The 22,425-nt window shown below is 64.6% G+C and carries 18 protein-coding genes; 7 read left to right on the top strand and 11 right to left on the bottom strand.

Annotated features, from left to right (window positions below; all coding sequences use genetic code 11):
* Positions 1-921: 921 nt before the first annotated feature.
* Positions 922-2,118, top strand: a complete 1,197-nt coding sequence (locus tag K359_RS0106740) for an acetyl-CoA C-acyltransferase (RefSeq protein WP_029078660.1) — start codon at positions 922-924, stop codon at positions 2,116-2,118.
* 325 nt (positions 2,119-2,443) lie between these two features.
* Positions 2,444-3,748, top strand: a complete 1,305-nt coding sequence (locus tag K359_RS0106735) for an MFS transporter (RefSeq protein WP_029078659.1) — start codon at positions 2,444-2,446, stop codon at positions 3,746-3,748.
* Between the two features lie 27 nt (positions 3,749-3,775).
* Here K359_RS0106735 and K359_RS0106730 read toward each other — a convergent pair whose 3' ends face one another.
* The 3 genes from K359_RS0106730 to K359_RS0106720 all read right to left on the bottom strand — a co-directional run bounded on the left by K359_RS0106730 (position 3,776) and on the right by K359_RS0106720 (position 7,076).
* On the bottom strand, positions 3,776-5,116 hold the full coding sequence (locus K359_RS0106730) for a carbohydrate porin (RefSeq protein WP_029078658.1): 1,341 nt from the start codon (positions 5,114-5,116) through the stop codon (positions 3,776-3,778).
* A gap of 24 nt (positions 5,117-5,140) precedes the next feature.
* Complete coding sequence (locus tag K359_RS0106725; protein ID WP_029078657.1) at positions 5,141-6,160, bottom strand: transporter; 1,020 nt, start codon at positions 6,158-6,160, stop codon at positions 5,141-5,143.
* Positions 6,161-6,290: 130 nt separating this feature from the next.
* Positions 6,291-7,076, bottom strand: coding sequence for an acetoacetate decarboxylase (locus tag K359_RS0106720; RefSeq protein ID WP_029078656.1), 786 nt, complete (start codon positions 7,074-7,076; stop codon positions 6,291-6,293).
* Positions 7,077-7,298: 222 nt separating this feature from the next.
* Here K359_RS0106720 and K359_RS0106710 point away from each other — a divergent pair, with 222 nt between their 5' ends.
* A complete protein-coding gene (locus K359_RS0106710) occupies positions 7,299-8,462 on the top strand; it encodes a patatin-like phospholipase family protein (protein WP_029078654.1) in 1,164 nt (387 codons plus the stop codon).
* 100 nt (positions 8,463-8,562) lie between these two features.
* On the opposite strand, the gene K359_RS0106705 is transcribed toward K359_RS0106710, so the two are convergent.
* Both K359_RS0106705 and K359_RS0106700 read right to left on the bottom strand, forming a co-directional pair.
* A complete protein-coding gene (locus K359_RS0106705) occupies positions 8,563-10,122 on the bottom strand; it encodes an acyl-CoA carboxylase subunit beta (RefSeq protein ID WP_029078653.1) in 1,560 nt (519 codons plus the stop codon).
* On the bottom strand, positions 10,052-11,023 hold the full coding sequence (locus K359_RS0106700; RefSeq protein WP_029078652.1) for an IclR family transcriptional regulator: 972 nt from the start codon (positions 11,021-11,023) through the stop codon (positions 10,052-10,054). Before K359_RS0106700 ends, K359_RS0106705 begins: the two co-directional genes overlap by 71 nt.
* A gap of 130 nt (positions 11,024-11,153) precedes the next feature.
* On the opposite strand from K359_RS0106700, the gene K359_RS0106695 reads away from it, so the two are divergent.
* The 4 genes from K359_RS0106695 to glsA all read left to right on the top strand — a co-directional run bounded on the left by K359_RS0106695 (position 11,154) and on the right by glsA (position 16,819).
* Positions 11,154-11,375 (top strand): acetyl-CoA carboxylase biotin carboxyl carrier protein subunit, encoded by a 222-nt coding sequence (locus tag K359_RS0106695; protein ID WP_029078651.1) that lies wholly within the window; start codon positions 11,154-11,156, stop codon positions 11,373-11,375.
* A 153-nt stretch (positions 11,376-11,528) separates the two neighbouring features.
* Positions 11,529-12,692: a TAXI family TRAP transporter solute-binding subunit gene (locus K359_RS0106690; RefSeq protein WP_029078650.1), complete on the top strand. Its 1,164-nt coding sequence runs from the start codon at positions 11,529-11,531 to the stop codon at positions 12,690-12,692.
* Positions 12,693-12,738: 46 nt separating this feature from the next.
* Positions 12,739-14,937 (top strand): TRAP transporter permease, encoded by a 2,199-nt coding sequence (locus K359_RS0106685; RefSeq protein WP_035976226.1) that lies wholly within the window; start codon positions 12,739-12,741, stop codon positions 14,935-14,937.
* A gap of 22 nt (positions 14,938-14,959) precedes the next feature.
* Positions 14,960-16,819: a glutaminase A gene (gene glsA / locus K359_RS0106680; RefSeq protein ID WP_029078648.1), complete on the top strand. Its 1,860-nt coding sequence runs from the start codon at positions 14,960-14,962 to the stop codon at positions 16,817-16,819.
* A 163-nt stretch (positions 16,820-16,982) separates the two neighbouring features.
* On the opposite strand, the gene K359_RS0106675 is transcribed toward glsA, so the two are convergent.
* The 6 genes from K359_RS0106675 to K359_RS0106645 form a co-directional block, all read right to left on the bottom strand.
* Complete coding sequence (locus K359_RS0106675; RefSeq protein WP_029078647.1) at positions 16,983-17,510, bottom strand: carboxymuconolactone decarboxylase family protein; 528 nt, start codon at positions 17,508-17,510, stop codon at positions 16,983-16,985.
* A gap of 525 nt (positions 17,511-18,035) precedes the next feature.
* Positions 18,036-18,395: a Zn-ribbon domain-containing OB-fold protein gene (locus tag K359_RS0106665; RefSeq protein ID WP_029078646.1), complete on the bottom strand. Its 360-nt coding sequence runs from the start codon at positions 18,393-18,395 to the stop codon at positions 18,036-18,038.
* Positions 18,392-19,528: a thiolase family protein gene (locus K359_RS0106660; protein ID WP_029078645.1), complete on the bottom strand. Its 1,137-nt coding sequence runs from the start codon at positions 19,526-19,528 to the stop codon at positions 18,392-18,394. Before K359_RS0106660 ends, K359_RS0106665 begins: the two co-directional genes overlap by 4 nt.
* Before the next feature lie 130 nt (positions 19,529-19,658).
* Positions 19,659-20,825, bottom strand: a complete 1,167-nt coding sequence (locus tag K359_RS0106655; RefSeq protein ID WP_029078644.1) for an acyl-CoA dehydrogenase family protein — start codon at positions 20,823-20,825, stop codon at positions 19,659-19,661.
* A gap of 11 nt (positions 20,826-20,836) precedes the next feature.
* On the bottom strand, positions 20,837-22,036 hold the full coding sequence (locus tag K359_RS0106650) for a CaiB/BaiF CoA-transferase family protein (RefSeq protein ID WP_029078643.1): 1,200 nt from the start codon (positions 22,034-22,036) through the stop codon (positions 20,837-20,839).
* 162 nt (positions 22,037-22,198) lie between these two features.
* Entirely contained in the window at positions 22,199-22,399 is a 201-nt protein-coding gene (locus K359_RS0106645) for a hypothetical protein (RefSeq protein ID WP_029078642.1), read from the bottom strand.
* Positions 22,400-22,425: the final 26 nt, after the last annotated feature.

The raw sequence follows: 22,425 nt of genomic DNA, 5'->3' as shown, positions 1-22,425 counted from the left end.
ATTTGATCCCTAACCAATAAGCCGCGAGCGCGCGCGCCGCCACGGGAATGACGCTACCAATTTCCATTCCTTTCGATCGCTGTGGCTTCTTGGCAACGTGTTCCCACTCGGCGAAATCAACGGTTCCGTGCCGAAATCTCGATCACTGAGTTGCCCGACGACGCAAGCCCCCGCAGCAAAAATATTTCTATTTATCAGAATACCCAACTCAGTGTATGAACTGTTCGTCTCACCCGATCGAGGGGCGCTTCGCGGTCGTCACGAACGCGGTGTGGGATGCGGTGGACGCCGATCGCGCAGTCGACGAATGCGCATGACGCGGACGGCGAAGTCGTGTGGTCCTGACGCCCTAGGTGTCCCCTTGTAAGACGTAATTGCGTCTTGCGAAGGCGGTGACAAACAAGCCAAGTCTCGCCGGGGAGAGCACGAAGTAAGCCGTAAAACCATCGCGCAGGGAAAGCCGGACTGCTCCGGTTACACCTGTGGTCCTACCTCCGAGCTTTCTACCCATTGCTCGGGGCCCATGGGTGCGATCGGCACCCGGCTTTCCCTGCGCCCTCTGCAAGAGGGCGAGACGAAGAACAAAGCTCGGGCAAATCATGTCGCGAGAATATAGAACTGCATCCACATCTTCCCCTGTCATCGCCCGGCTCGACCGGGCGATCCAGTACGCCGCGGCCTTTCGGCTCAAGCACCGCAGTCTCTGGAATACTGGATCACCCGCATACGCGGGTGATGACATCCCGGGTTGGGGGTTCGCCGGGACGACAGCGGAATCGAGGCGACAACGCGGCCTCACGCTCCCTCTCCAACTCATGCGAACACGACATTTTGTCATGGGACGCGGAGTTGCATTTTTTGCATCGCATCATATGATGAAGATAATTCAATCAAATCCCCGGCATTGAAGGAAATCCTGCCATGGCATCCAGCGCCGATCCCGTCGTCATCCTCTCCGCCGCCCGCACCCCGCTAGGCCGCTTCATGGGCGAACTGACGCCGCTCGCGGCCCACAAGCTCGGCTCGCATGTGATCGGCGCGGCGCTCGAGCGCGCGAGGCTCGCGCCGGAACGCATCGACGAGGTGTTCATGGGCAACGTGCTGCCCGCCGGCCAGGGCCAAGCCCCTGCCCGCCAGGCGGCGCGCGGCGCAAAACTGCCCGATGCCACCGGCGCCACCACCGTCAACAAGGTCTGCGGCTCCGGCATGAAGGCGACCATGCTCGCCCACGACATCATCAAGGCCGGCTCGGCCGAGATCGTATTGTCCGGCGGCATGGAGAGCATGAGCAACGCGCCTTATCTTTTGCAGAAGGCGCGCGGCGGCTATCGCGCCGGCCATGACCGCATCATCGACCACATGATGATGGACGGGCTCGAGGACGCCTACGAGACCGGCCGCTCGATGGGCGATTTCGGCGAGGCGACCGCGGAGGCCTATCAGTTCACCCGCGCCGACCAGGACGCTTTCGCAATGGAGACGCTGAGCCGCGCCCGCAAGGCGGTCGAGGGCGGCGCCTTCAAGGCCGAAATCGCGCCGATCACGCTGCAGGAAAAGGCCGGCCCGCGCATCATCGCCAATGACGAGCATCCGCTGAAGGTCGATCCCGCGAAGATCCCCGGCCTCAAACCCGCATTCCGTGCCAACGGCACCATCACGCCGGCGGCCTCCTCCGCCAACGCCGACGGCGCCGCGGCGCTGATCCTGGCCAAGCGCTCGCTTGCCTACCGCGACGGGCTACCGGTGCTGGCCGAGATCAAGGGCCACGCCACCCACAGCCAGGAGCCGCAGTGGTTCACCACCGCGCCGATCCCGGCGATCAGAAAGCTGCTCGACAAGGTCGGCTGGAGCGTCGGCGATGTCGACCTGTTCGAGATCAACGAAGCCTTCGCCGTGGTCGCGATGGCGGCGCAGCGCGATCTCGGAATTCCCAGGGACAGGCTGAACATCAATGGCGGCGCCTGCGCGCTCGGCCACCCGATCGGCGCCACCGGCGCGCGGCTGATCGTGACGCTGCTGCACGCGCTGGAAGCGCAGAATTTGAAGCGCGGAGTCGCCGCTTTGTGTATCGGCGGCGGCGAAGCCACCGCGATCGCGATCGAGCGCGTCACGCACTGAGGCGCAATGATCCTAGTTCCGATCGCTTTGTCCGCAGCCTCACCTCGCCTCTCCCGCCTGCGGGGGAGGCCGACGCGCGCGGCAGCGCACTCGCGTGCCAGAGCGCGGCGGGTTTGGGGGGTGTCTCCACAATATGACTCGCGGCGGGACCCCACCCCGGCCCTCCCCCGCAAACGGGAGAGGGAGCACAGCATCTACGCAGCCGGCAATTCGAGCGCAGCCTGCGAGTCCGAAAACGAGGGAACTAAGTCGTTTTAGACATAGCTCCGTCGTGCCATATTGCGCATCACGAACAGAACCCTCATCGCATTTCAATTGGGGCCCAATGATCTCGAACTGGCTTGCTTCCGCCCTCGCCCGCCGCAACATCCACTACGGTTGGGTGATGGTCGCCGTCACTTTCCTCGCCGCGCTGATCTCGGCCGGCACCGTCGGCGCGCCCGGCGTCTTCATCGTGCCGCTGCAGAAGGAGTTCGGCTGGTCCACCGCCGAGATTTCCTCGGCGCTGTCGATCCGCTTCATCCTGTTCGGGCTGATGGCGCCGTTCGCCGCAGCGCTGCTGAACCGCTACGGCCTGCGCAACGTGACGCTGGCGGCACAGCTGATCGTGGTCTCGGGGTTGCTCGCCTCGCTCGCCATGACGCAGGTCTGGCAGCTGGTGCTGTTGTGGGGCGTCGTGATCGGGATCGGCACCGGCATGACCGCGCTGGTGCTCGGCGCGACCATCGCCACGCGCTGGTTCGTGGCGCGGCGCGGGCTCGTGATCGGGATCCTCACCGCGAGCGTTGCGACCGGGCAGCTCGCCTTCCTGCCGCTGCTCGCGACGCTGACCGAGCGTTACGGCTGGCGCATCGCGCTGTCGCTGGTCTGCGTCGTGCTCGGCGTCGCCGCCTTCGCCGTGCTGATGTTGATGCGCGACCGTCCCAGCGATGTCGGCCTGCGTCCGTTCGGCGATCAGGGCACCGCGCCCCTCCCGGCGCCACCGCCGGCCAATGCGCCGATCGTGGCGGCCGCGCTCGGCACGCTGCGCGATTCCTCGAAATCGTCGGTGTTCTGGATCCTGTTCGCGACCTTCTTCGTCTGCGGCGCATCGACCAACGGCCTGGTCCAGGTCCACCTGATCCCGATGTGCCTCGACTACGGCATCCCGCAGGTGCAGGCCGCCAGCCTGCTCGCCGCGATGGGCATCTTCGACTTCTTCGGCACCATCGTCTCGGGCTGGCTGTCGGACCGCTACGACAACCGCTACCTGCTGTTCTGGTATTACGGCCTGCGCGGCCTCTCGCTGCTGTTCCTGCCGTTCTCCGACTTCACGTTCTACGGATTGTCGCTGTTTGCGATGTTCTACGGGCTCGACTGGATCGCGACCGTGCCGCCGACGGTGCGCCTCACCGCGCAGCGCTTCGGCGCAGAGCGCGCCAATCTGGTGTTCGGCTGGATCTTCGCCGGCCACCAGCTCGGCGCCGGCACCGCCGCGTTCGGCGCCGGTCTGTCGCGCACGCTCTATCAGAGCTATCTGCCGGCGTTCTTCATTGCCGGCGCGCTCTGCGTGTTCGCCGCGCTGATCGCCCTCGCAATCGCACGGCCGCAGCCGAAGCCCGCGGCCGAGCCGAAACCGGCGGCGGCTTGAGGCCCTCGCCTGCGCGACTTGCGCCGGTCAGTACGAGAGGATGGTGCGCATCCCGAACACGATGCTGTCCTTGATCCGATGCGTCTGCGTCGGATCGTTTGGGTCGACGGCGCCGCCCCCGGGATGGGCGATGTATTGAGACATCGGCTGCATCGTGAAGTTGGCGTTCACGACGTGCTGGTAGGTGATCTCGAGGATCGCCTCATAGTCGCGGATCGGATACGCCGTGCCGGTGAAGATCTGCGTATCGCGATCGAGCGCGCGCGCGGCGTCGGAAATCTTGCCGTAAATCCCGGCGATGCCGAACCGGTCGTCCGGATATTTGTCGCTGAAGCCGGTGAACAGGAAGCCGCCGTCGACATAGGTGCTGATGAGGTTGCGGTCCGACGGGCTGACCGAAGCTCGCATGAAGAACGCGACGCCCTTGTCCGCGTCCGGCTTGGCGCGCGCGAGCAACTGCTCATAGACCATGAAGATGCCGTTGTCCCGCCGCAGCCACCGCGTGTCGCCGGAGCTGTTGGGATCGGCGAGCGACAGCCCGTCGGCCCCGAAGCGCTGATCGGCGAACGACATCATGTGATACCAGCCGCCGCCGGTGATCGTGGCCGGCAGCTTGCTCTCGCCGATCTCGAACTTGTATTTGAGCTGGCCGATCCACCAGGGCGGATCGTTGACGCGGAACAGGATCCCGTGTGGATTGAGGAGTTGCGGGTCCTCGGTTCCCTGCGGCGGAGCGGCCGAACCGTCGAACAGCCCCAGATAGGCCGTGAGGCGGTCGGTCAGGCTCGCCTTGATGCGGATCCCGGGCACGGCAAGCGCCGGCGATGGCCCGCCGGTCGGAAGATTGACGCCGGTGATGCCGGGCCAGCCCAACGCCGAATTGATGAAGATGTCGTCGTACTGGCTGTCGATGAACTCGACGTCGGAGCCCTGCTGGCCGACGCGCACCGCGAGCCTGCCGTCCAGAAGCTTCTGCTCGATCCAGAACTCGTAGAGCCGCGTCGCCGGCAGCGACTCGACGCCGGACACCAGAAACAAATTGCCGACATAGCCCCGCGACAGCCCGTCGCCATGGATCTGGAACATGTTGGCGTGGAAGGTCGCGCCGGTCCAGCCCATCACCTTGTCGAGGTCGATCGTGGTGCCGAGATCGAGACGGCCGGTATAGGCCGCACCGTTGCTCACACCGCCCGAGGTGTTGCTAAACGCCTCGCCGATATAGGTCATGCTGAACTGGTAGCCGGCTTCCTCCAGCGCGGCGCGCGTATCCGCGATCCGATCGGCGACCGGCTTGTCGTCCGCATGCGCCGGGGCGCAGAGCGCGAGGGCCGCGGCCACCAGTGTTGCGCGGGAAAGAGCTCTGCTCATGGAAGATGCCGCAGTGCGATCGCGCTATTTGACGATGCGCAGCCGCCGCATCAGCAGATAGGCCAAGAGCGACGATCCGACCAACAAGCCTGCAGCCCACAGAAACCCGCTGTCGACGTCGGTCAGCGGCAATCCCTTGGTGTTCATGCCGAAGATGCCGGTGACGAGCGTCGGCGGCAGCAGCATCATGGTGACGACGGAGAGCGCATGCAGATGCTTGTTGCTCTCCTCCTCGAGCTTGAAGCGCAGCTCCTCCTCCAGCAGGCGGCTGCGCGCGCGCAGTTCGACGATGTCATGGTCGAGGCCGTCGAGCCGCTGTGCCAGCTTGCCGGCCTGCAGCCGCAGCGCCGGGCTGAGATTGTCCATGTTCTTCAGCTCGAGACGGTGAAACAGCACACGCAAACCGGAGAGCTGGCGATGCAGCCGCACGCAGGTCCGGCGCATCCGCCCGAGCGCGCTGCGCATCTCGGAATTGGTTTCGCCGGCGACCACCCGGTCCTCGATCGCATCGATCTCGGTGCCGATCTTGTCGGCCATGCGGTCCATGGTGTCGGCGACCTCGTGGATGATCTTTTCCAGCAGCGCCGCGACGCTCTCGACGCGATAGCCGCTTTCGAGCACGCGGCGCGTCGCGTCGACCGCGCAGAGCGCCTGGTGGCGTCCGCTGATCAGGAGACGCTCGGTCATCGCAAACCGAAGGAAGTCGGTCTCCTCGGTCGGAGCATCGATGCTGCGCACCAGATCGGAGAACACGCCATAGACGCAATTGTCGATGGTGTGGATCTGCTGGAATTCGTCGCTCGACAGCAGCAGGTCCCGCGCGAGCTGCGGGATATGCATGTTGGCGAGCCACGCCCGGGTGCGGACATCGCTCAGGTTGAAGTGCAGCCACAACCTTCCGTCATGGCTCGGCTCGATCGGCTTGTCGATCGGAAGCGCCTCGGCACGGCCGTCGTGGTGCAGGCGAAACGCCCAGACCAGGCCGGGGACGGCCTCACGTGTCAGCAGCGAGCCGACAGGAGCAGGAGGTGGATCTGCCAGCATGGCCGCTCTCCAAGGGAATCTTCAAGGCAACCGCGCGAAATGTTCAAAACCCCGCCCACGTGCAAAACCGGGCGGGCGCGTCCTTCATATTGGAGGACGCGCCCGTTACAGTTTTGTGTCAGCGACAGCCCTACTCGGCCGCAAGGCCGGTCGGCGTCGCCGCCTCGGCGGCTTCCTTGTTGTAGTCGTGCACAACGCGCCCGAACGGCAGCGTCAGATCGGCGAGGAAATGATGCGCGCCGACGACGCGCTTGACCGGAAAATCCGCGACCGGCGCGTTGACATGCGGCACCAGATGCAGCCGGCCCGGCCCGATCCACGATCCCTTGACGACGATGTCGGTCAGGTTGATCGCGACCAGCTGGCAGATTTCGAGATGGCCGTCGACGCCGGGGATCATCTTCAGATTGATCTGCGTCTTCGACAGCGTGGCGCGCGTGATGTCGCCATTGCCCGCCATGCTCTCGTGTTTGTAGCCCATCGTGCCCATCGCAACGAGCTGGCCGGCATATTCCAGCGTACCGGTCAGCGTGTCCTTGACGATCTCGAGCTTCGGGTGGGCGTACTTCTTCGGAAAGCCCCAGATCTCGCGGCCGGCCGCGATCGGCGGATCATCGTCGAGATACATTTGGCAGACGAAATTGACCTCTTCGCCATGCAAGCGTGCGGGGATCACAAGACCGGACTCGGTGTAGCTGCCGAAGCCGGAGCTGTCGGGCATCTTGATCCATTCGTAATGCACGATCGCCTGCTCGATCGGCTCCAGCGGCTCAGGCAGGCCGGCACGGATCAGCTCCGGATCGGTCTCATAGGTGATGACAAGGAATTCGCGATCGATGAAGCGGTAGGGACCGGCGGGATAGCTCGGACCGGCGGCCGGCATGGACGGAAGCTTGAGCAGATCTTCCCTGCGCATCGCAATAACCCCCTGTTTGAAAAGCTTGCGCGGAAGCTAACGGCCGAGATTGACAGCGAGATGAGGGATTTCCGTCAGCCGCATGACCCGCGTCTCACGGTGGTGGCCAATGCTAACCATGCAGGCAGGCATGGCGGATGCGCCATGGGCCGACGCGGTGTTTGTCATCACGGCGTCATCGGCGCCCTGAATTCTCGCCGCGAATTTTTGGAGTGCCATGAGATGGACGCGCGAACCCCTCATTTTGACGATATCGAGCACGCGACGCCCGGCTGGCGCCCCGAAGGCTGCGATCGCGTGGCTCTTGTCCTGCAAGGCGGCGGCGCGCTCGGCGCCTATCAGGCCGGCGTCTATCAGGCGCTGCACGAATCCAATATCGAACCCGACTGGGTCTGCGGCGTCTCGATCGGCGCGATCAACTCGGCGATCATCGCCGGCAATCCGCCTTCGAAGCGGCTGGAGCGGCTGCACACATTCTGGGATCGCATCACCAGCCGCAAGATCTGGCACTACACGCCAGACGGCGACATCTTCCGCAAGGCCCGCAATTTCACCAGTTCATGGCTGACGACGACGCTCGGGCAACCCGGCTTCTTCACCCCGCATCAAGCCAATCCGTGGTTCAGCCCGGCCGGCGCGCGCACCGCCACCAGCTATTACGACACCACGCCGTTGCGTGAATCGCTGCTCGAGCTGGTCGATTTCGACCGCATCAACTCCAAGAAGATGCGCTTCGCGGTCGGCGCGGTGAACGTGCTCTCCGGCAACTTCATCTATTTCGACAATGCCCATGACGAGATCATCCCCGAGCACATCATGGCGAGCGGCGCGTTGCCGCCGGCACTGCCGATGGTGAAGGTCGGCACCGATCATTTCTGGGACGGTGGCATCGTCTCCAACACGCCCCTGCAGCATCTGCTCGACCAGGAAGACAACGCCAACTCGCTGGTGTTCCAGGTCGACCTGTTCTCGGCGCGCGGCATGCTGCCACGCGACATCCAGGACGTGATGGCCCGCCACAAGGACATCATGTATTCGTCGCGCACCCGCTACAACACCGACGTCTATCGCAAGACCTACAATCTGCGCACCGCCCTGCACAACGCGTTGGGAAAAATCCCCGACGATCAGCTCTCGGACGAAGAGCGCCAGCTCAAGGAGGCGAACAGCCGGCTGCCCGGGATCACGCTGCTGCAGCTGATCTATCAGCAGAAGGCCTATGAGGGCGACGCCAAGGACCACGAATTCTCCGGCACCTCGATGCGCGAGCACTGGGTGAGTGGACACGAGGACACCAAGCGTTCGCTAAAGCATCGCGAATGGATCAAGATGCCCGAGAACGGCATGGGCATCGTGATCCACGACGTGCATCGGGAGAGCGAGTAGCACGCATCGTCATTCCGGGATGGTCCGAAGGACCAGACCCGGAATCTCGGGATTCCGGGTTCGATGCTTCGCATCGCCCCGGAATGACGGCGTGAAAAGCTTACGGCCGCGTCGACATGTTGCCCGGCGGGCCCGGGGTTCGGATCGGTTCGGCGAGACGCGCGAATTCGCAGAGCAGCGAGCGCGTCTTGCGCGGATCGATCACCTCCTCGACCCAAAACTTCTCGGCCGAGCGGAACGGCGAGCGCAGCTTGTTGAGGCGATCCTCGATCTCGCGCAGCTTGGCGGCGGGATCGCTGGCCGCGTCGATCTCGGCCCGATAGGCGGCCTCGATGCCGCCCTCGAGCGGCAGCGAGCCCCAATAAGCCGACGGCCAGGCATAGCGCATCGAGAAGCGGTTGGCCGGCTGATGCACCACGCCGGCAACGCCGAAAGCGTTGCGGATGATGATGGTGCACCACGGCACCGTGCTCTGGTTGACCGCCGCCATCGCCCGCACGCCGTGCCGGATGGTCGCCGACTTCTCCGCCTCAAGCCCGATCATGAAGCCCGGGCAGTCCATCAGATAGACCACCGGCAGATGGAAGGTTTCGGCGAAGTCGACCCAGCGCACCACCTTCTGGCAGGCGTCCGCGGTCCACGAGCCGCCATAGTGGAACGGATCGCTGGCGAGCAGCAGCACCGCCCGGCCCTCGATGCGCGCCAGCCCGGTGATCACAGGCCGGCCGAAATTGGCGGCGACCTCGAAGAACGAGCCCTTGTCGACGACGGCCTCGATGATCGGCCGCATCTTGTAGACCTGCCTGCGGTTGCGCGGCACCGCCTTCAACAGCTGCTCCTCGGCGCGTTCCGGATCGTCGGTGCAGGGAATGGTCGGCGGCAAATCGTAGACCGACGACGGCAAATAGGACAGGAAGCGCCGCGCGTAGTCGAACGCCTCCTCCTCGGTCTCGACCGCCTGATCGATCGCGCCGGCGCGGGTCTGGATGTCGGCGCCGCCGAGTTCCTGCTTGGTCAGATCCTGGCCCAAGCGTTTCACCACCGGCGGGCCGGCGACGAACATCGCGGAGCTCTTGGTCATGACCGAATAATGCGTGGCCGCCAGCCGCGCCGCACCTAAGCCGGCGACCGAACCGAGGCCGAGGCCGACCACCGGCACGCGCGCCAGATTGGCGGTCGTGTACCAGTACCAGCGCGTGCCACCGACGCCGCCTGGCAGATTGGCGGCGCCCTTGGTCTCGATCGTCTTCACCGAGCCGCCGCCGCCGGAGCCTTCGATCACGCGAACGATCGGCAGGCGGAAATCATGCGCCATCTCCTCCGCCATCAACGGCTTGGCGGAGATCGATGCATCGGCCGAGCCGCCGCGCACGGTGAAATCGTCGCCGACCACCACCACGGTGCGGCCGTCGACCCTGGCGCGGCCGAACACGCAGTTCGCCGGCGTCAGATGCTTGAGTTCGTTGCTCTCGTCATATTCGGCGATGCCGGAGATGGCACCGACCTCGTGGAAGCTGTTCTGGTCGACGAGCTTGTCGATGCGCTCGCGGACGGTGAGCCGGCCCTGGTCGCGCTGCCGCTTGACCTTGTCAACGCCTCCCATCTCCCGCGCGAACGCTTCGCGCCGGGCGAGGTCGTCGAGTTCCGGCTTCCAGTTCATTCATTGCCTCCGTCTTGATCATTTTGTTGTTATGGGCGGCCACCGATAGCGACTTGCGTTCGATCCGATTGCTGAAGATATCGCCGTCGGCGCCTTCGAGCAGGCTGCCGAGCGCGGCGGCGAGTTCGACCATCTGCGGCGCGACCTCGCGGTGCAGCCGCTCTTCGTCGTACATCGCCGAGAGCAGGCCGATCGTGGTGACCACATAGGTCTGATATTGCGGCGACCACAGCGGCACCGCGACGCCGTTGATATGCGGGCTCCAAAGGCCGCAGGCGACGACGTAGCCGTGCTCCTGCAGGTGACGGCGGTTGGCCTCGATCCGCGGCGTCAGCATCTTGGCGCTCTCAGGCAACTCGCCTTCCATCTCTGATATCAGCGCGTCGCCGATCGCGGGATCGAGCGCGGCCGTGTAGGCGTGGCCGGCGGCGGTGGTCGCCATCGAGATGCGGCTGCCGGTCGCCTCATGCAGGCCGAGCGCGTTCGCCGCGCGGGCAAACTCCAGATAGACCATTTGAAAGCGGTCGGGGATCACGAAGCCCACCGTGCCCGGCAATTGATCGGCGACATCCTGCAGGCGCAGCCGGATCAGATTGCGCAGCTGCAGCCCCTTCATCATCGTGGTGCTCATCGCGACCGCACTCGGACCGATCCGATACTTCTGATCGCGCGGCAGATAGACGAGCTGTCCCATCCGCGTCAGCGTGTGCGTCAACCGCGACACCGTCGAACGCGGCAGGCCGCAGCGGTTCGAGATTTCGAGATTGCCGAGCCGGGCTTCGTGCCCTTCGAAGCACCGCAACACATCAAAGGCGCGCGACACCACCTGGATGACATCGCCATCGCCTGTCTCGCTGGCGAGCATTCCCTGCCTGCTAAGTCGTTCCGAGCGCCGTCCCATTTGTTTTGGCTCCATTCCGTCCTGCGGAATAAAATTCCACTTGCAGATGAAGCTACCTCAGGCAATCTGCCGCCACAACAAAAAGCCGTTCGCCGGATGAAATTTCCGCAAGACGGTATCGGAGAGTGGAATGCCTGAGATCAAGATCGTGACCGAAGTTGCCGGGCGCGTTTGCGCGCTTCCTGTCGAGGCCGGCACCAGCATCGGCGATGGCGACGAGATTGCGTTCGTCGAGGCGATGAAGATGGAAATACCGGTCACATCGACGGCAGCAGGCAAAATCAAGTCGATTCTGGTCAAGATCGACGACGTCATCGCCGAAGGCCAGGCGGTCGCGATCGTCGAGACCTGAGATCTCGCAACCTCCGGCCAGCCGCGACAATCTGTCCGGTGATGCAGCGGCCGAAATCGGCGGCCTGCGGCCAGGGCGGCGTTGCCATCGCCGGATCGCGATGCAATCATCCCGCCCGGAAAAGTTTCGCACAGCGAAACAAAGGGAGGGATTATGATCCATCGGCTGATGGCGCTCGCGCCTGCCGCGCTTGCCGGCCTGTCACTCGTCGCTGCCCTGCCCGCCTCGGCCGAGGACATCAAGCTGCCGCCGACCATGGCGGTGACCGCCTATGACACCGGCACCGCCGGCTTCAACATCGCGGTCGGCGTCGGCAAGATGATGAAGGACAAATACGGCACCGACGTCCGCGTGCTGCCGGCCGGCAACGACGTCGCGCGTCTCGCACCCTTGCGCGCCAAGCGCGCGGTCTCCTCGGCGATGGGATCGGGGACCTATTTCGCGCAGGAAGGCGTGTTCGAGTTCGGCGCCAAGGAATGGGGCCCGCAGCCGTTGCAGCTCATGCTGTCGTCGGTCGACTGCAATTGCGGAGCGCTTGGCGTGGCGGCCGATGCCGGCGTCAAGGAAATGAAGGATCTGCGCGGCAAGCGGGTCGGCTTCGTGGTCGGCTCGCCGGCGCTGAACCAGAACTCGCTGGCGATGCTCGCCTTCGGCGGCCTCACCCAAAGCGACGTCAAGGTCGTCGAGTTCGCAAGCTATGGCGCGATGTGGAAGGGCCTCATCAACAACGACACCGACGCCGCCTTCGGCACCACGATCACCGGCCCTGCCAAGGAGGCCGAGACCTCGCCGCGCGGATTGATGTGGCCGCCGCTGCCCGCCAGCGACAAGGAAGGTTGGGCGCGGGTGAAGAAGGTCGGCTCGTTCCTCTTCCCGCAAACCGCAACCTGCGGCGCCGGCATCTCGCCGGACAAGCCGATCCAGCTCGGCAACTACCCCTACCCGATCTTCGTCGCCTACGCCGCGCAACCGGCCGACCAGATCTATGCGATCACCAAGGCGATGATCGTCAACTACGACGCCTACAAGGATTCGGCGCCCGGCGCCGGCGGCCTCAGCGCCGACCGTCAGACCAAGAACTGGGTCGTCCCGGTGCATCCCGGCGCGGTGAAGGCGCTCAAGGAAGCAGGCTACTGGAGCGACGAGCAGGACGCGCACAACAACGCACTTTACAAGCGCCAGGAGGTGCTGGGCGCGGCCTGGACGGATTACGGCAAGTCCAATCCACCCTCCGATGAAAAAGCCTTCCTCGACGGCTGGATGAAGGCGCGCGCCACGGCGCTTACGAAAGCCAATATGCCTAATGGCTTCGACTAAAGGCGGTTAGGCTGCCGCGATAACAAGATCACCGAGAGGGAGCGCGATGTCCGACGGCGCGGCCGCGATGGCGAAGAAGGTCGAGTTCGACGATCCGCATCTCTCCGCGGCGGCCGACCTGCAGGAATCCGAGGTCACGCGCGTCCGCACCTTGCGCGGCGCCTGGCGCTGGGCCCTGCTGGTGGCCACTGCTGCGACCATCCTGCTGTGCGTCAATCAGCAATTCTCGCTGCGCTTCTTCATCGATTACACCCAGCTCAACACCGAATATTTCTATGTCCTGATCGCGCTGATGCTGCCGTTCACCTTCCTGATCTTCCCGGGAAGCGAGCAAGCGCCGCTTGACCGGATTCCCTGGTACGACCTGCTGCTGTTCGCGCTGACATTCGGCTCGGCGATCTGGCTGATGGCCAACATCCGCAAGGCGGCGCAGGCCGGATGGGAGTTCGATGGCGCGCCGACCAATGTCATCGTAGCCGGACTGATCATGTGGTTCGTGCTGATGGAGGCGTTGCGCCGCACCGGTGGCTGGAGCCTGCTGCTGAGCGTGTTGCCGTTCACGCTCTATCCGTTGTTTGCCGACGCCAGCTGGCTCGGCCCATTCCGCGGCACGCAGTCGACGCTGCAGCAAACCACTGCCTATCACATGCTCTCCGGCGAGAGCCTGCTCGGCATCCCGATCCAGGCCTTTGCCGACACGGTGATCGGCTTCCTGGTGTTCGGCACCGCGCTGATGATGACGGGTGCCGGAAAGTTCTTCATCAATATCGCGTTCGCGATGTGCGGCACCTTCCGCGGCGGCGCCGCCAAGGTCTGCGTGTTCGCCTCGGGAGTGCTCGGCACCGTCGGTGGCAGCATCGTCTCCAACGTGCTCACCGCGGGCACCATGACGATCCCTGCGATGAAGAAGACCGGTTTCACGCCGTCCTATGCCGGCGCCATCGAGGCCTGCGCCTCGACCGGCGCGGTGCTGGCACCCCCGGTGCTCGGCGCCACGGCGTTCGTAATGGCGCAGTTCATGAACACGAGCTACGCCGACGTCGCACTCGCCGCGACCATCCCCTCAATGCTCTATTATGTCGGCCTGTTCGCGCAAGTCGATGCCTACGCCGCCCGCCACAAACTGGAAGGCATTCCGCGCGCCGAGCTGCCGCGGTTCCGCGATGCCTTTATGGAGGGCTGGTATTATCTGTTCGTCATCGTCGTGCTGGTGGTGATGTTGCTCTACTTCAAGCGCGAAAGCCACGCGCCGTTCTATGCCTCCGCCCTGCTCGTGATCCTGCACCAATGGTCGGGCCCGGCGCCGTGGAAGGCTGGCAACACGGCGGTTCTCGCCCTGTCGGTCGCGGTGACGGCGCTGATGCTCTGGTTCGACGTGCTCAACGCCGTGCTGTGGGGAATGTGCCTGCTTGTAGCACTCAACGAGTTCTTCCCTGGCAAGAACTGGGGCGGCGCCCGCTGGCTGCAATTCCTCGAGCTGAACGGCAAGACCTTCGTCGAGTTGATCGCGATCCTCGCCGGCTGCGGCCTCCTGATCGGCGCGTTTTCGCTGACCGGCGTGATCTCGAGCCTCGCCAACGATCTGCTCAGCATCGCCGCCGGGGATGCCTTCCTGCTGCTGATCATGTGCGCGATCACCAGCCTGATCCTTGGGCTCGGGCTGACGACGACGTCCTGCTACATCTTCCTCGCTATTCTTGTCGCCCCCGCGCTGGAGAAGCTCGGGCTGAACAAGATGGCCGTGCACATGTTCATCTTCTACTGGGGCATGCTGTCCTCGATCACGCCCCCGGTCGCGATCGCCTCCTTCGCGGCTGCCGGCATCGCCGGCGCGCCGGCGATGAAGACCGGATGGGAATCGATGTGGGTCGGCAGCATCATCTATTTCATCCCGTTCTTCTTCGTGCTGAACCCGGCCCTGCTGCTCCAGGGCAGCAATCCCTATCTCGAGGCGCTCGGGCTGACCGGCCTTGCCTGTTTGGGCATCGTCTTCATCTGCGGCGGCATTCAGGGCTACCAGGCCTATGTCGGCGACCTGCGCAGGGCCGGCATCGTGGAATGGCCGCTGCGGGTGCTGCTGGTGATCGGCGGCTTTGTGATCGCGACGCCGGGCGGCGGCATCAACCCGCTGTCGCAGCTGCAGGTGACGCTGCTGGGGCTTGCGATCCTCGCCCCGACCATCCTGATCGCGCTGGTGCTGGTGCGCCGCCAGCCGCTGGTTGCGAACCAGTTGCGCGCGCCCTGATTGCGTTGCACAACAGGAGGCGATGAAACAATCGCCTCCGCCTGTCACCGCCAGCACCGTCAGCTGGTCCAGCTCGAAGCCGCCGCTGCTGCGGTTTCTGCACACGTGTTACGCAGACTTCCTTCCGGAGGCCGCCGGCGCGGTCGCCGATTACATCCCCGAGCTCGGCAAGGCCGACCCTGCCCATTTTGGCATCAGCCTCGCGACGCTCGACGGCCATGTCTACGAGGTCGGCGATACCAGGGTGCCCTTCACCATCCAGTCGATGTCAAAACCGTTCGTGTTCGCACTGGCGCTGGACACGCTGGGCGCCGAGCGGGTGGAGAGCGTGATCGGCGTCGAGCCGTCGGGCGACCCCTTCAATTCGATCCGGCTCAACGCCGACAACCATCCGTTCAATGCGATGGTCAATGCCGGCGCGATCGCCTGCTCCGGCCTGCTCCACGCCGACAAGGGCGACGGTGCGTTCGACTTCATCCGCCAGGCGCTCGGCCGCTTCGCCGGCCGCGAGCTCGGCGTCGACGAAGCGGTCTACGCCTCCGAGAGCGCCACCGGCGACCGCAACCGGGCGATCGGCTATCTCTTGCGCACCAACAGCGTGATCACCGAGAACGTCCCGGCGGTGCTCGACGTCTATTTCCGGCAATGTGCCATCCTGGTCACCGCGCGCGACACCGCGGTGATGGCCGCAACGCTCGCCAACCGCGGCATCAATCCCGTGACCGGCGAGCAGGTGGTCACGCCCTATGCGATCGCGCGTACGCTCTCGGTGATGACGTCGTCCGGCATGTACGACTTCGCCGGCGAATGGATCTACCGGGTCGGCATCCCCGCCAAGAGCGGCGTCGGCGGCGGCATTTTGGCGGCGCTGCCGGCGCGGCTTGGGCTCGGCAGCTATTCACCAAAGCTCGACAAGCACGGCAACAGCGTGCGCGGCATCAAGGTATGCGAGGCACTGTCGTCGCATTACGACCTGCACATGCTGAACCGCAGCGACGACGCCCGCCACAGCATCATCGCCGACTACAATATCGGCAAGAACCCGTCACGGCGGGTGCGCCGACCGCAGGAGCAGGAGATCCTGGCGAAGCACTTCCAGGAGGTGCGCGTGATCGAGCTGGTCGGCACGCTGTCGCTCTCCAATGTCGACTATGTCTCGCGCCGCCTCGCCGGCAGCCCGCGGCCGGAGTTCGTGATCTTCGATCTGCGCCGCGTCACCGCGACGACCCGCGCCGGCGCCCGGCTGGTCGCGGAAGCCTTTCAGGAACTGGCCGAGCTCGGCGTCACCGTGATCCTCTCAGGCATCAAGCGGACCTCGCGCGAATGGACCACGATCAGCGAATGGACCAACCGGCTCGGCAATATCAGGGATTTCTATCTGCTCGACACCGCGATCGAGTGGGCGGAGGACCAGATCGTCTACCGCTATGGCGGCTCGATCGACTTCCTCGAGACGACGGAGCTTGCCGAGCAGCCGCTGCTGGCCGGACTAAGTGAGCAGGAGATTGCCGATCTTATCCCGCTCTGCACGGTCAGGACCTACCAGCCGAATGAGCAGATCATCGCCGCGGGCAGCGAGGCGACCTCACTGTTCTTCCTGCGCAGCGGCGTGGTCCACGTCACCCTGCCCGACGGCATCCGCCTTGCGACGCTGACCGCAGGCATGGCGTTCGGCGAGATGGGACTGCTGGAGCCGAAGCGGATCGCGGACGTGGTCGCCGACATGTCGGCGACGACCTACGAAGTGACGATCAAGGATTTCGAGCGCTTCCGCGGGCAACATCCGCGCGCCGGCGAGCGGATCATGCGCAACCTCGCGCAGATTCTCGCCGAGCGGCTGATCCTGGCGAATGCGAAGGTCGATCTGCTGACGTCGGGGTAGATTCCAATCACGCAGCGAGAGGACTCGTACAACTCCGTCATGCCCGGGCTTGACCCGGGCATCCACGTCTTGCTGCTGACCGTGAAGAAAGACGTGGATGGGCGGGTCAAGCCCGGCCATGACGTCGGAGGGTGCATGCGCTCCGGTCTTCGCGCGCGGCGCCTCAGCTCACCACTTCCGTCACCGGCTGCATGTCGATCTCGAACGTTTCGAGAAACTTCGACGTCATGATGTAGAAGCCGACCGAGAGCTGCAGCTCGATCAGCGCGGCCGGCGTCAGCATCGCCGCGATCGCCTTGAAGGTCGCGTCGGTCGGTTTCTTCAGCTTGACGACCTCGTCGGTGAAGGTAAGCGCCGCGCGCTGCACCTCGGTGAAGCAGGTCGCGGACTGCCAGTTGTCCAGCGCCGCGTTCTGCTCGTCGGTGACGCCGACATTCTTGCCGATGCGCTTGTGCGCGACGATCTCGTAAGGCGCCTCGCAGAGAATGCCGGTGCGCGTGATCGCAAGCTCGCGCACGATCGGATCGAGCTCGCCCTTGTGGCGGATCGCACCGCCGAGCCGGCAGTATTGTTCGAAGTAGCTCGGCGAATGCGCCATCATGCGGAAGATGTTGGCGTTGCGGTTCTTGTCGAGGATCTCGCGGGTGCGCGGGTTTGCCTTCGCGGGATCGGAGTAATCGATACGGGCCATTTCCTAACCTTGATCTTGCCGTCGTTTCTGTCGGGTTCCGAAACACTAGAGCCTTTTCCGTTCCGATGAAATCGGAACGGGGCTCTAGATCCTTGTTTTGACGCGTTTTCTTCACGCGAACCGGTATCCACTTCGCTCGAAAACGCTCTGTACGGGCGGCCGTCGCAGGAGCAACACGCGCGAGTCAAATTGCCGCCGCATTCCGAGACAACCTTGTCACAGTCGATATTCGCTGAGTGGGGACTCATCAAAAGCGGATGCTCGACGCGGGGTGTTCCGAGTACAAAAATCTGGCCGTCTAGCGCGCTTTCAGCGCAACGATGAGTCACGCCCAAGTCTAGGGGAAACGCATGAAGGAAGCCACCAAGAGGGCGGCCTCGGAAGCGCTTGCGCAAATGCTGGCGGTGACGGCAATGCTCGTCATCGCCAGCTTTGTCTTTTACTGGCACTAATATCCGCAACTATGAGGGGCGCGAGCGAACCAATTCAGCCTGGTCTTGCGTTCTGATCGGATCGTTCAGCCCCTCATTTCGTCTTCGCGAAATATGGAACCAGCCGTCCCGCAAATTGCGTGAAACGCGCGGAAACCTTGTCGCCGATGGCGAGGTCGTGGTCGCCATGGGCCATCATGCGAAAGCCCTCGTCGGCATCAACAAGCAGGATGTTGTAAGGCACATGCGCCCGCGTCGCCGGTGTCGCGGCACGGCAGACCAGCGAGGCCGCATACACCGTCCCTGCCCCGCTCGCGCGATGCTCGGCGAGATCGGACGCGCCGCACGCCGCGCAGAAGCTGCGGCGGAAATATTGCCGCGCGCCGCAGGCGTTGCAGCTCTGATAGACGATGGCTTCCGCGCCTTTGGTCCAGTCCGCGATCGGTCCGCTCATCGCACGCGCTCCAGGAACATGCTGACATGCGACGACAGCACGCCGCCGTCGCCGTGCAGCAGCGCGACCGAGGCGTCGCGCACCTGACGGTTTTCTGCGCGGCCGGTCATCTGCAGATGGGTTTCGACCAGATGCGCCATTGCGCCGCCGACGCCGCAATGGCCGTAGCTGAGCAGCCCGCCATGGGTGTTGAGCGGCATCTCGCCATCTTGATTGAAACAGCCGGCGCGCACCCGCGCCGCCGCCTCGCCACGCCCGGCGAAGCCGAGGTCCTCGAGCAGCATCGCGAGCGTGATCGTGAAGCTGTCGTAGACCGCCGCATAGCGGACGTCCGAGATCGCGACGCCCGACGCCGCTTTCGCCTTCGCGATCGAAATCTCCGCGCCAAGCTCGCTCAGCGCCGGCGCGGCCGTGACGTGCTGATGGGTGTGTGCCTGGGCGCAGCCGCGGACACGGACCCGCCGCTCACCGGTCGGCTCGCGGCTGATCACGCAGGCCGCACCGCCGTCGGACACCGGACAGCAGTCGAGCAGTTTCAGCGGCATCGCCACCGGCTTCGAGGCCATCACGTCGGCAACCGTGATCGGCTCGTGGAATTGCGCGCCGGGATGCATCAGCGCGTGCTTGCGCATCAGCACGGCGAACTCGGCGAGGTCTTCTTGCGTGAGGCCGTATTCATGCATGTAACGCGTTGCGACCAGGCCGTAATAGGCTGGGATCGTCGGCCCCAGTGTCACCTCGTAATCGGGGTGCCCGACCTGGGCCAGCGCCTGGATCGAGGCGTCACGGCTCTGCCCGGTCAGCCGGTTCTCGCCGCCGACCACCAGCACGTGTTTTGCAACGCCGGCGTCGACCAGGTGATGCGCCAGCATGGTCATCGCAAGCCCGGTGGCGCCACCGACCTGCACGGCGTGGGCGTAGGACGGGCGGATGCCGAAATGCTCGGCAAACACGGTCGCCAGCATGATGTGCGGCGAGACCGTGGAATAGCCGCAGAGGATGCCGTCGATCTCGGAGCGCTTCAGCCCGGCATCCGATATCGCAAGCTCGGCCGCCTTGCTCATCAAGTCGAGCGAGGATGAGCCCTCATGCTTGCCGTAGGGTGTGAGGCCGACGCCGGTGACGAAGCTCATCTGTTCACCTCGATCCGCTGTCATTCCGGGATGGTCCGAAGGACCAGACCGCAGATGCGCGATTGCGCATCGGGGAATCTCGAGATTCCGGGTTCGATGCTTCGCATCGCCCCGGAATGACGGGTTAACATCAATACGACTTCGGAAGGCCGAGCACCTTCTCGCCGATGAAGCTGAGGATCAACTGCGGGCTGATCGGCGCGATGCGCGGGATCAGGGATTCCCGCAAGTAACGCTCGACGTGATATTCCTTGGCGTAGCCGAAGCCGCCATGGGTCATCACCGCTTGCTCGCAGGCGTGGAAGCCGGCTTCCGCCGCGAGATATTTTGCCGCGTTCGCGGCGGGGCCGCAGGGCAGGTTCTGGTCGTACTGCCAGCCGGCGCGCAGCACCATCAGCCAGGCGGCCTCCAGCTCCATCCAGCACTTCGCCAGCGGATGCTGGATCCCCTGGTTCATGCCGATCGGGCGGTTGAACACGATGCGGCCCTTGGCATATTCCGACGCCCGCTTCAGCGCGATCTGGCCGAGCCCGACGGCTTCGGCCGCGATCAGGATGCGCTCCGGGTTCATGCCGTGCAGGATGTATTCGAAGCCGCGCCCCTCCTCGCCGATGCGGTCCTCGAGGGGGATCTCGAAATTCTCGAAGAACAGCTCGTTGGAGTCGACCGGCTTGCGGCCCATCTTCTCGATCTCGTGCACGGTGACACGCTTGCGGTCGAAATCAGTGTAGAACAGGCTCAAGCCGTGGGTCGGGCTGCGCACCTCCTCCAGCGGCGTGGTGCGCGCGAGCAGCAGGATCTTGTTGGCGACCTGCGCGGTCGAGATCCACACCTTCTGGCCGTTCACGATATATTTGTCGCCCTGGCGCACCGCGCGGGTCTTGAGCTGCGTGGTGTTGAGGCCGGTATTCGGCTCGGTGACCGCAAAGCAGGACTTGTCGCGGCCGTCGACGATCGGCGGCAGCATGCGCTGGCACTGCTCCCTGGTGCCGAACACTACCACCGGGTTGAGCCCGAACACGTTCATGTGCACGGCTGACGCGCCGGACATGCCGGCACCGGATTCGGAGATCGTCCGCATCATGATGGCAGCGTCGGTGATGCCGAGGCCGGAGCCGCCATATTCCTCGGGGATGCAGATGCCGAGCCAGCCGGCATCGGCCAGCGCGCGGTGAAAGTCAGAGGGATAGCCGCCTTCCTTGTCCTTCTTCAGCCAGTAGGCCTCGTCGAAGCTAGTGCAGATCTTTGCGACGGCATCGCGGATCGATTCCTGGTTGGCGGAGAGTGCGAAATCCATCTGTCGTGCTCCTATGCCTTCACCGCTTTGGCAACGCCGTCGCGCACCATCGCCGCGATCTCATCGGTGGAGTAACCCGCCTCCCGCAAAATCTCCGCACTGTGCTCGCCCAGCCGCGGTGCCAGCCGGCTCGGCTCGACCTTGGTCTCCGACCAGCGTGCCGACGGCGTCATGCTCCGAATGCGGCCTTCGGTTGGATGATCAATCACGGGGAAGACGCCGGTGGCAACCATATGCGGGTCCTGCAGCAGGCTCTCGAGATCGTGCATCGGCATCACAGGCACGTCGGCCTTTTCGAGGATCTCGTTCCACTCGGCAGTCGCTTTGGTCAGCAGGATGCGCGCGAGCTCGGCGTACACGACATCGATATTGCTGGCGCGGCCGGCGAAGGTCGCGAACTTCGGATCGCTGCGCAGATCGTCACGCCCGGTCGCCTTGAAGAAGTTCTCCCACTGCTTGTCGTTGTAGACGATCACGCAGATATAGCCGTCGAGCGTCTTGTACGGCCGCCGGTCCGGCGACAGATGGCGGGCATAGCCGCCCTTGTCGAGCGGCGGATCGTAGGTCAGGCCGCCCATGTGGTCGCCCATCACGAAGCCGGCCATGGTCTCGAACATTGGAATGTCGACGCGCTGGCCCTGCCCGGTCCGGTCGCGATGCACGAGGCTCGCGCAGATCGCACCGACCGCGGTGAGGCCGACGATGCGATCGACCAGCGCGTTCGGCACGTAGCGCGGCACGCCGTCCGAGGTCTGCGCCATCAGCGCCGGCAGCGCGGTCGCGCCCTGGATCAGATCGTCATAGGCGGGCTTGGCGGCATACGGTCCCTCCTGGCCGAAGCCGAACACGCCGGCATAGATCAGGCGCGGATTGACCTTGGCGACGACGTCGTAGCCGAGCTGCAGCCGCGCCATCGCCTGCGGGCGCACATTGTACACCAGCACGTCAGCCTTCGCGATCAGCCGCAGCACGGCCTCGCGCCCCGCCGGCTTCTTCAGGTCAAGGCAGACCGAGCGCTTGCTGCGGTTGGTATTGAGGAACACCGGCCCCATGCCGGGGTGCCGCGTCGGACCGATCTGCCGCGTCACGTCGCCGTCAGGCGATTCCACCTTGATAACGTCGGCGCCGTAGTCGCCAAGCATCTGCGTGGCATAGGGTCCCATCAGCACGGTCGTCATGTCGACGACCTTGATACCCTGCAGTGGTCCCATCGTCCTGTTCGCTCCCGGATGTTCTGGTTACGGAGCTAGTAACGGGAGGTCTTTGCCGAGATCAACCGGCGCCAGGCGTATGGGCGTATGCGCGGCGGCGGCCGAACGGTTTCCGCGCGGCGGAACGGCGGGAAAACCGTAGCGTGTCCACCGCCCCTAATGTTACTGCCCCGTCATCGCCTCGCGCGCTTTCAGGAGCTTTTCCAGTTCCGCATTCTGCTGCTCGAGGCGGTCGGCGATGCGCTCCTCGACTTCGGCGCCCGCAGCGCCTGCGGCCTGCTCGATCAGCTGCCTGATGTTGTCCCGGAGGATTGCGATGCGATTGTTCACTTCCGACAGTGACAGAGACGTCTCGATTCCCATGGTCCGTTCTCCCGGTGACAGGCACA

The sequence above is a fragment of the Bradyrhizobium sp. th-b2 genome (assembly GCF_000426785.1).
Lineage (GTDB): Bacteria > Pseudomonadota > Alphaproteobacteria > Rhizobiales > Xanthobacteraceae > Bradyrhizobium > Bradyrhizobium septentrionale.
The sequence above is the reverse complement of the archived record's forward strand: the minus strand, read 5'-3'. Positions and strand labels throughout refer to the sequence as shown.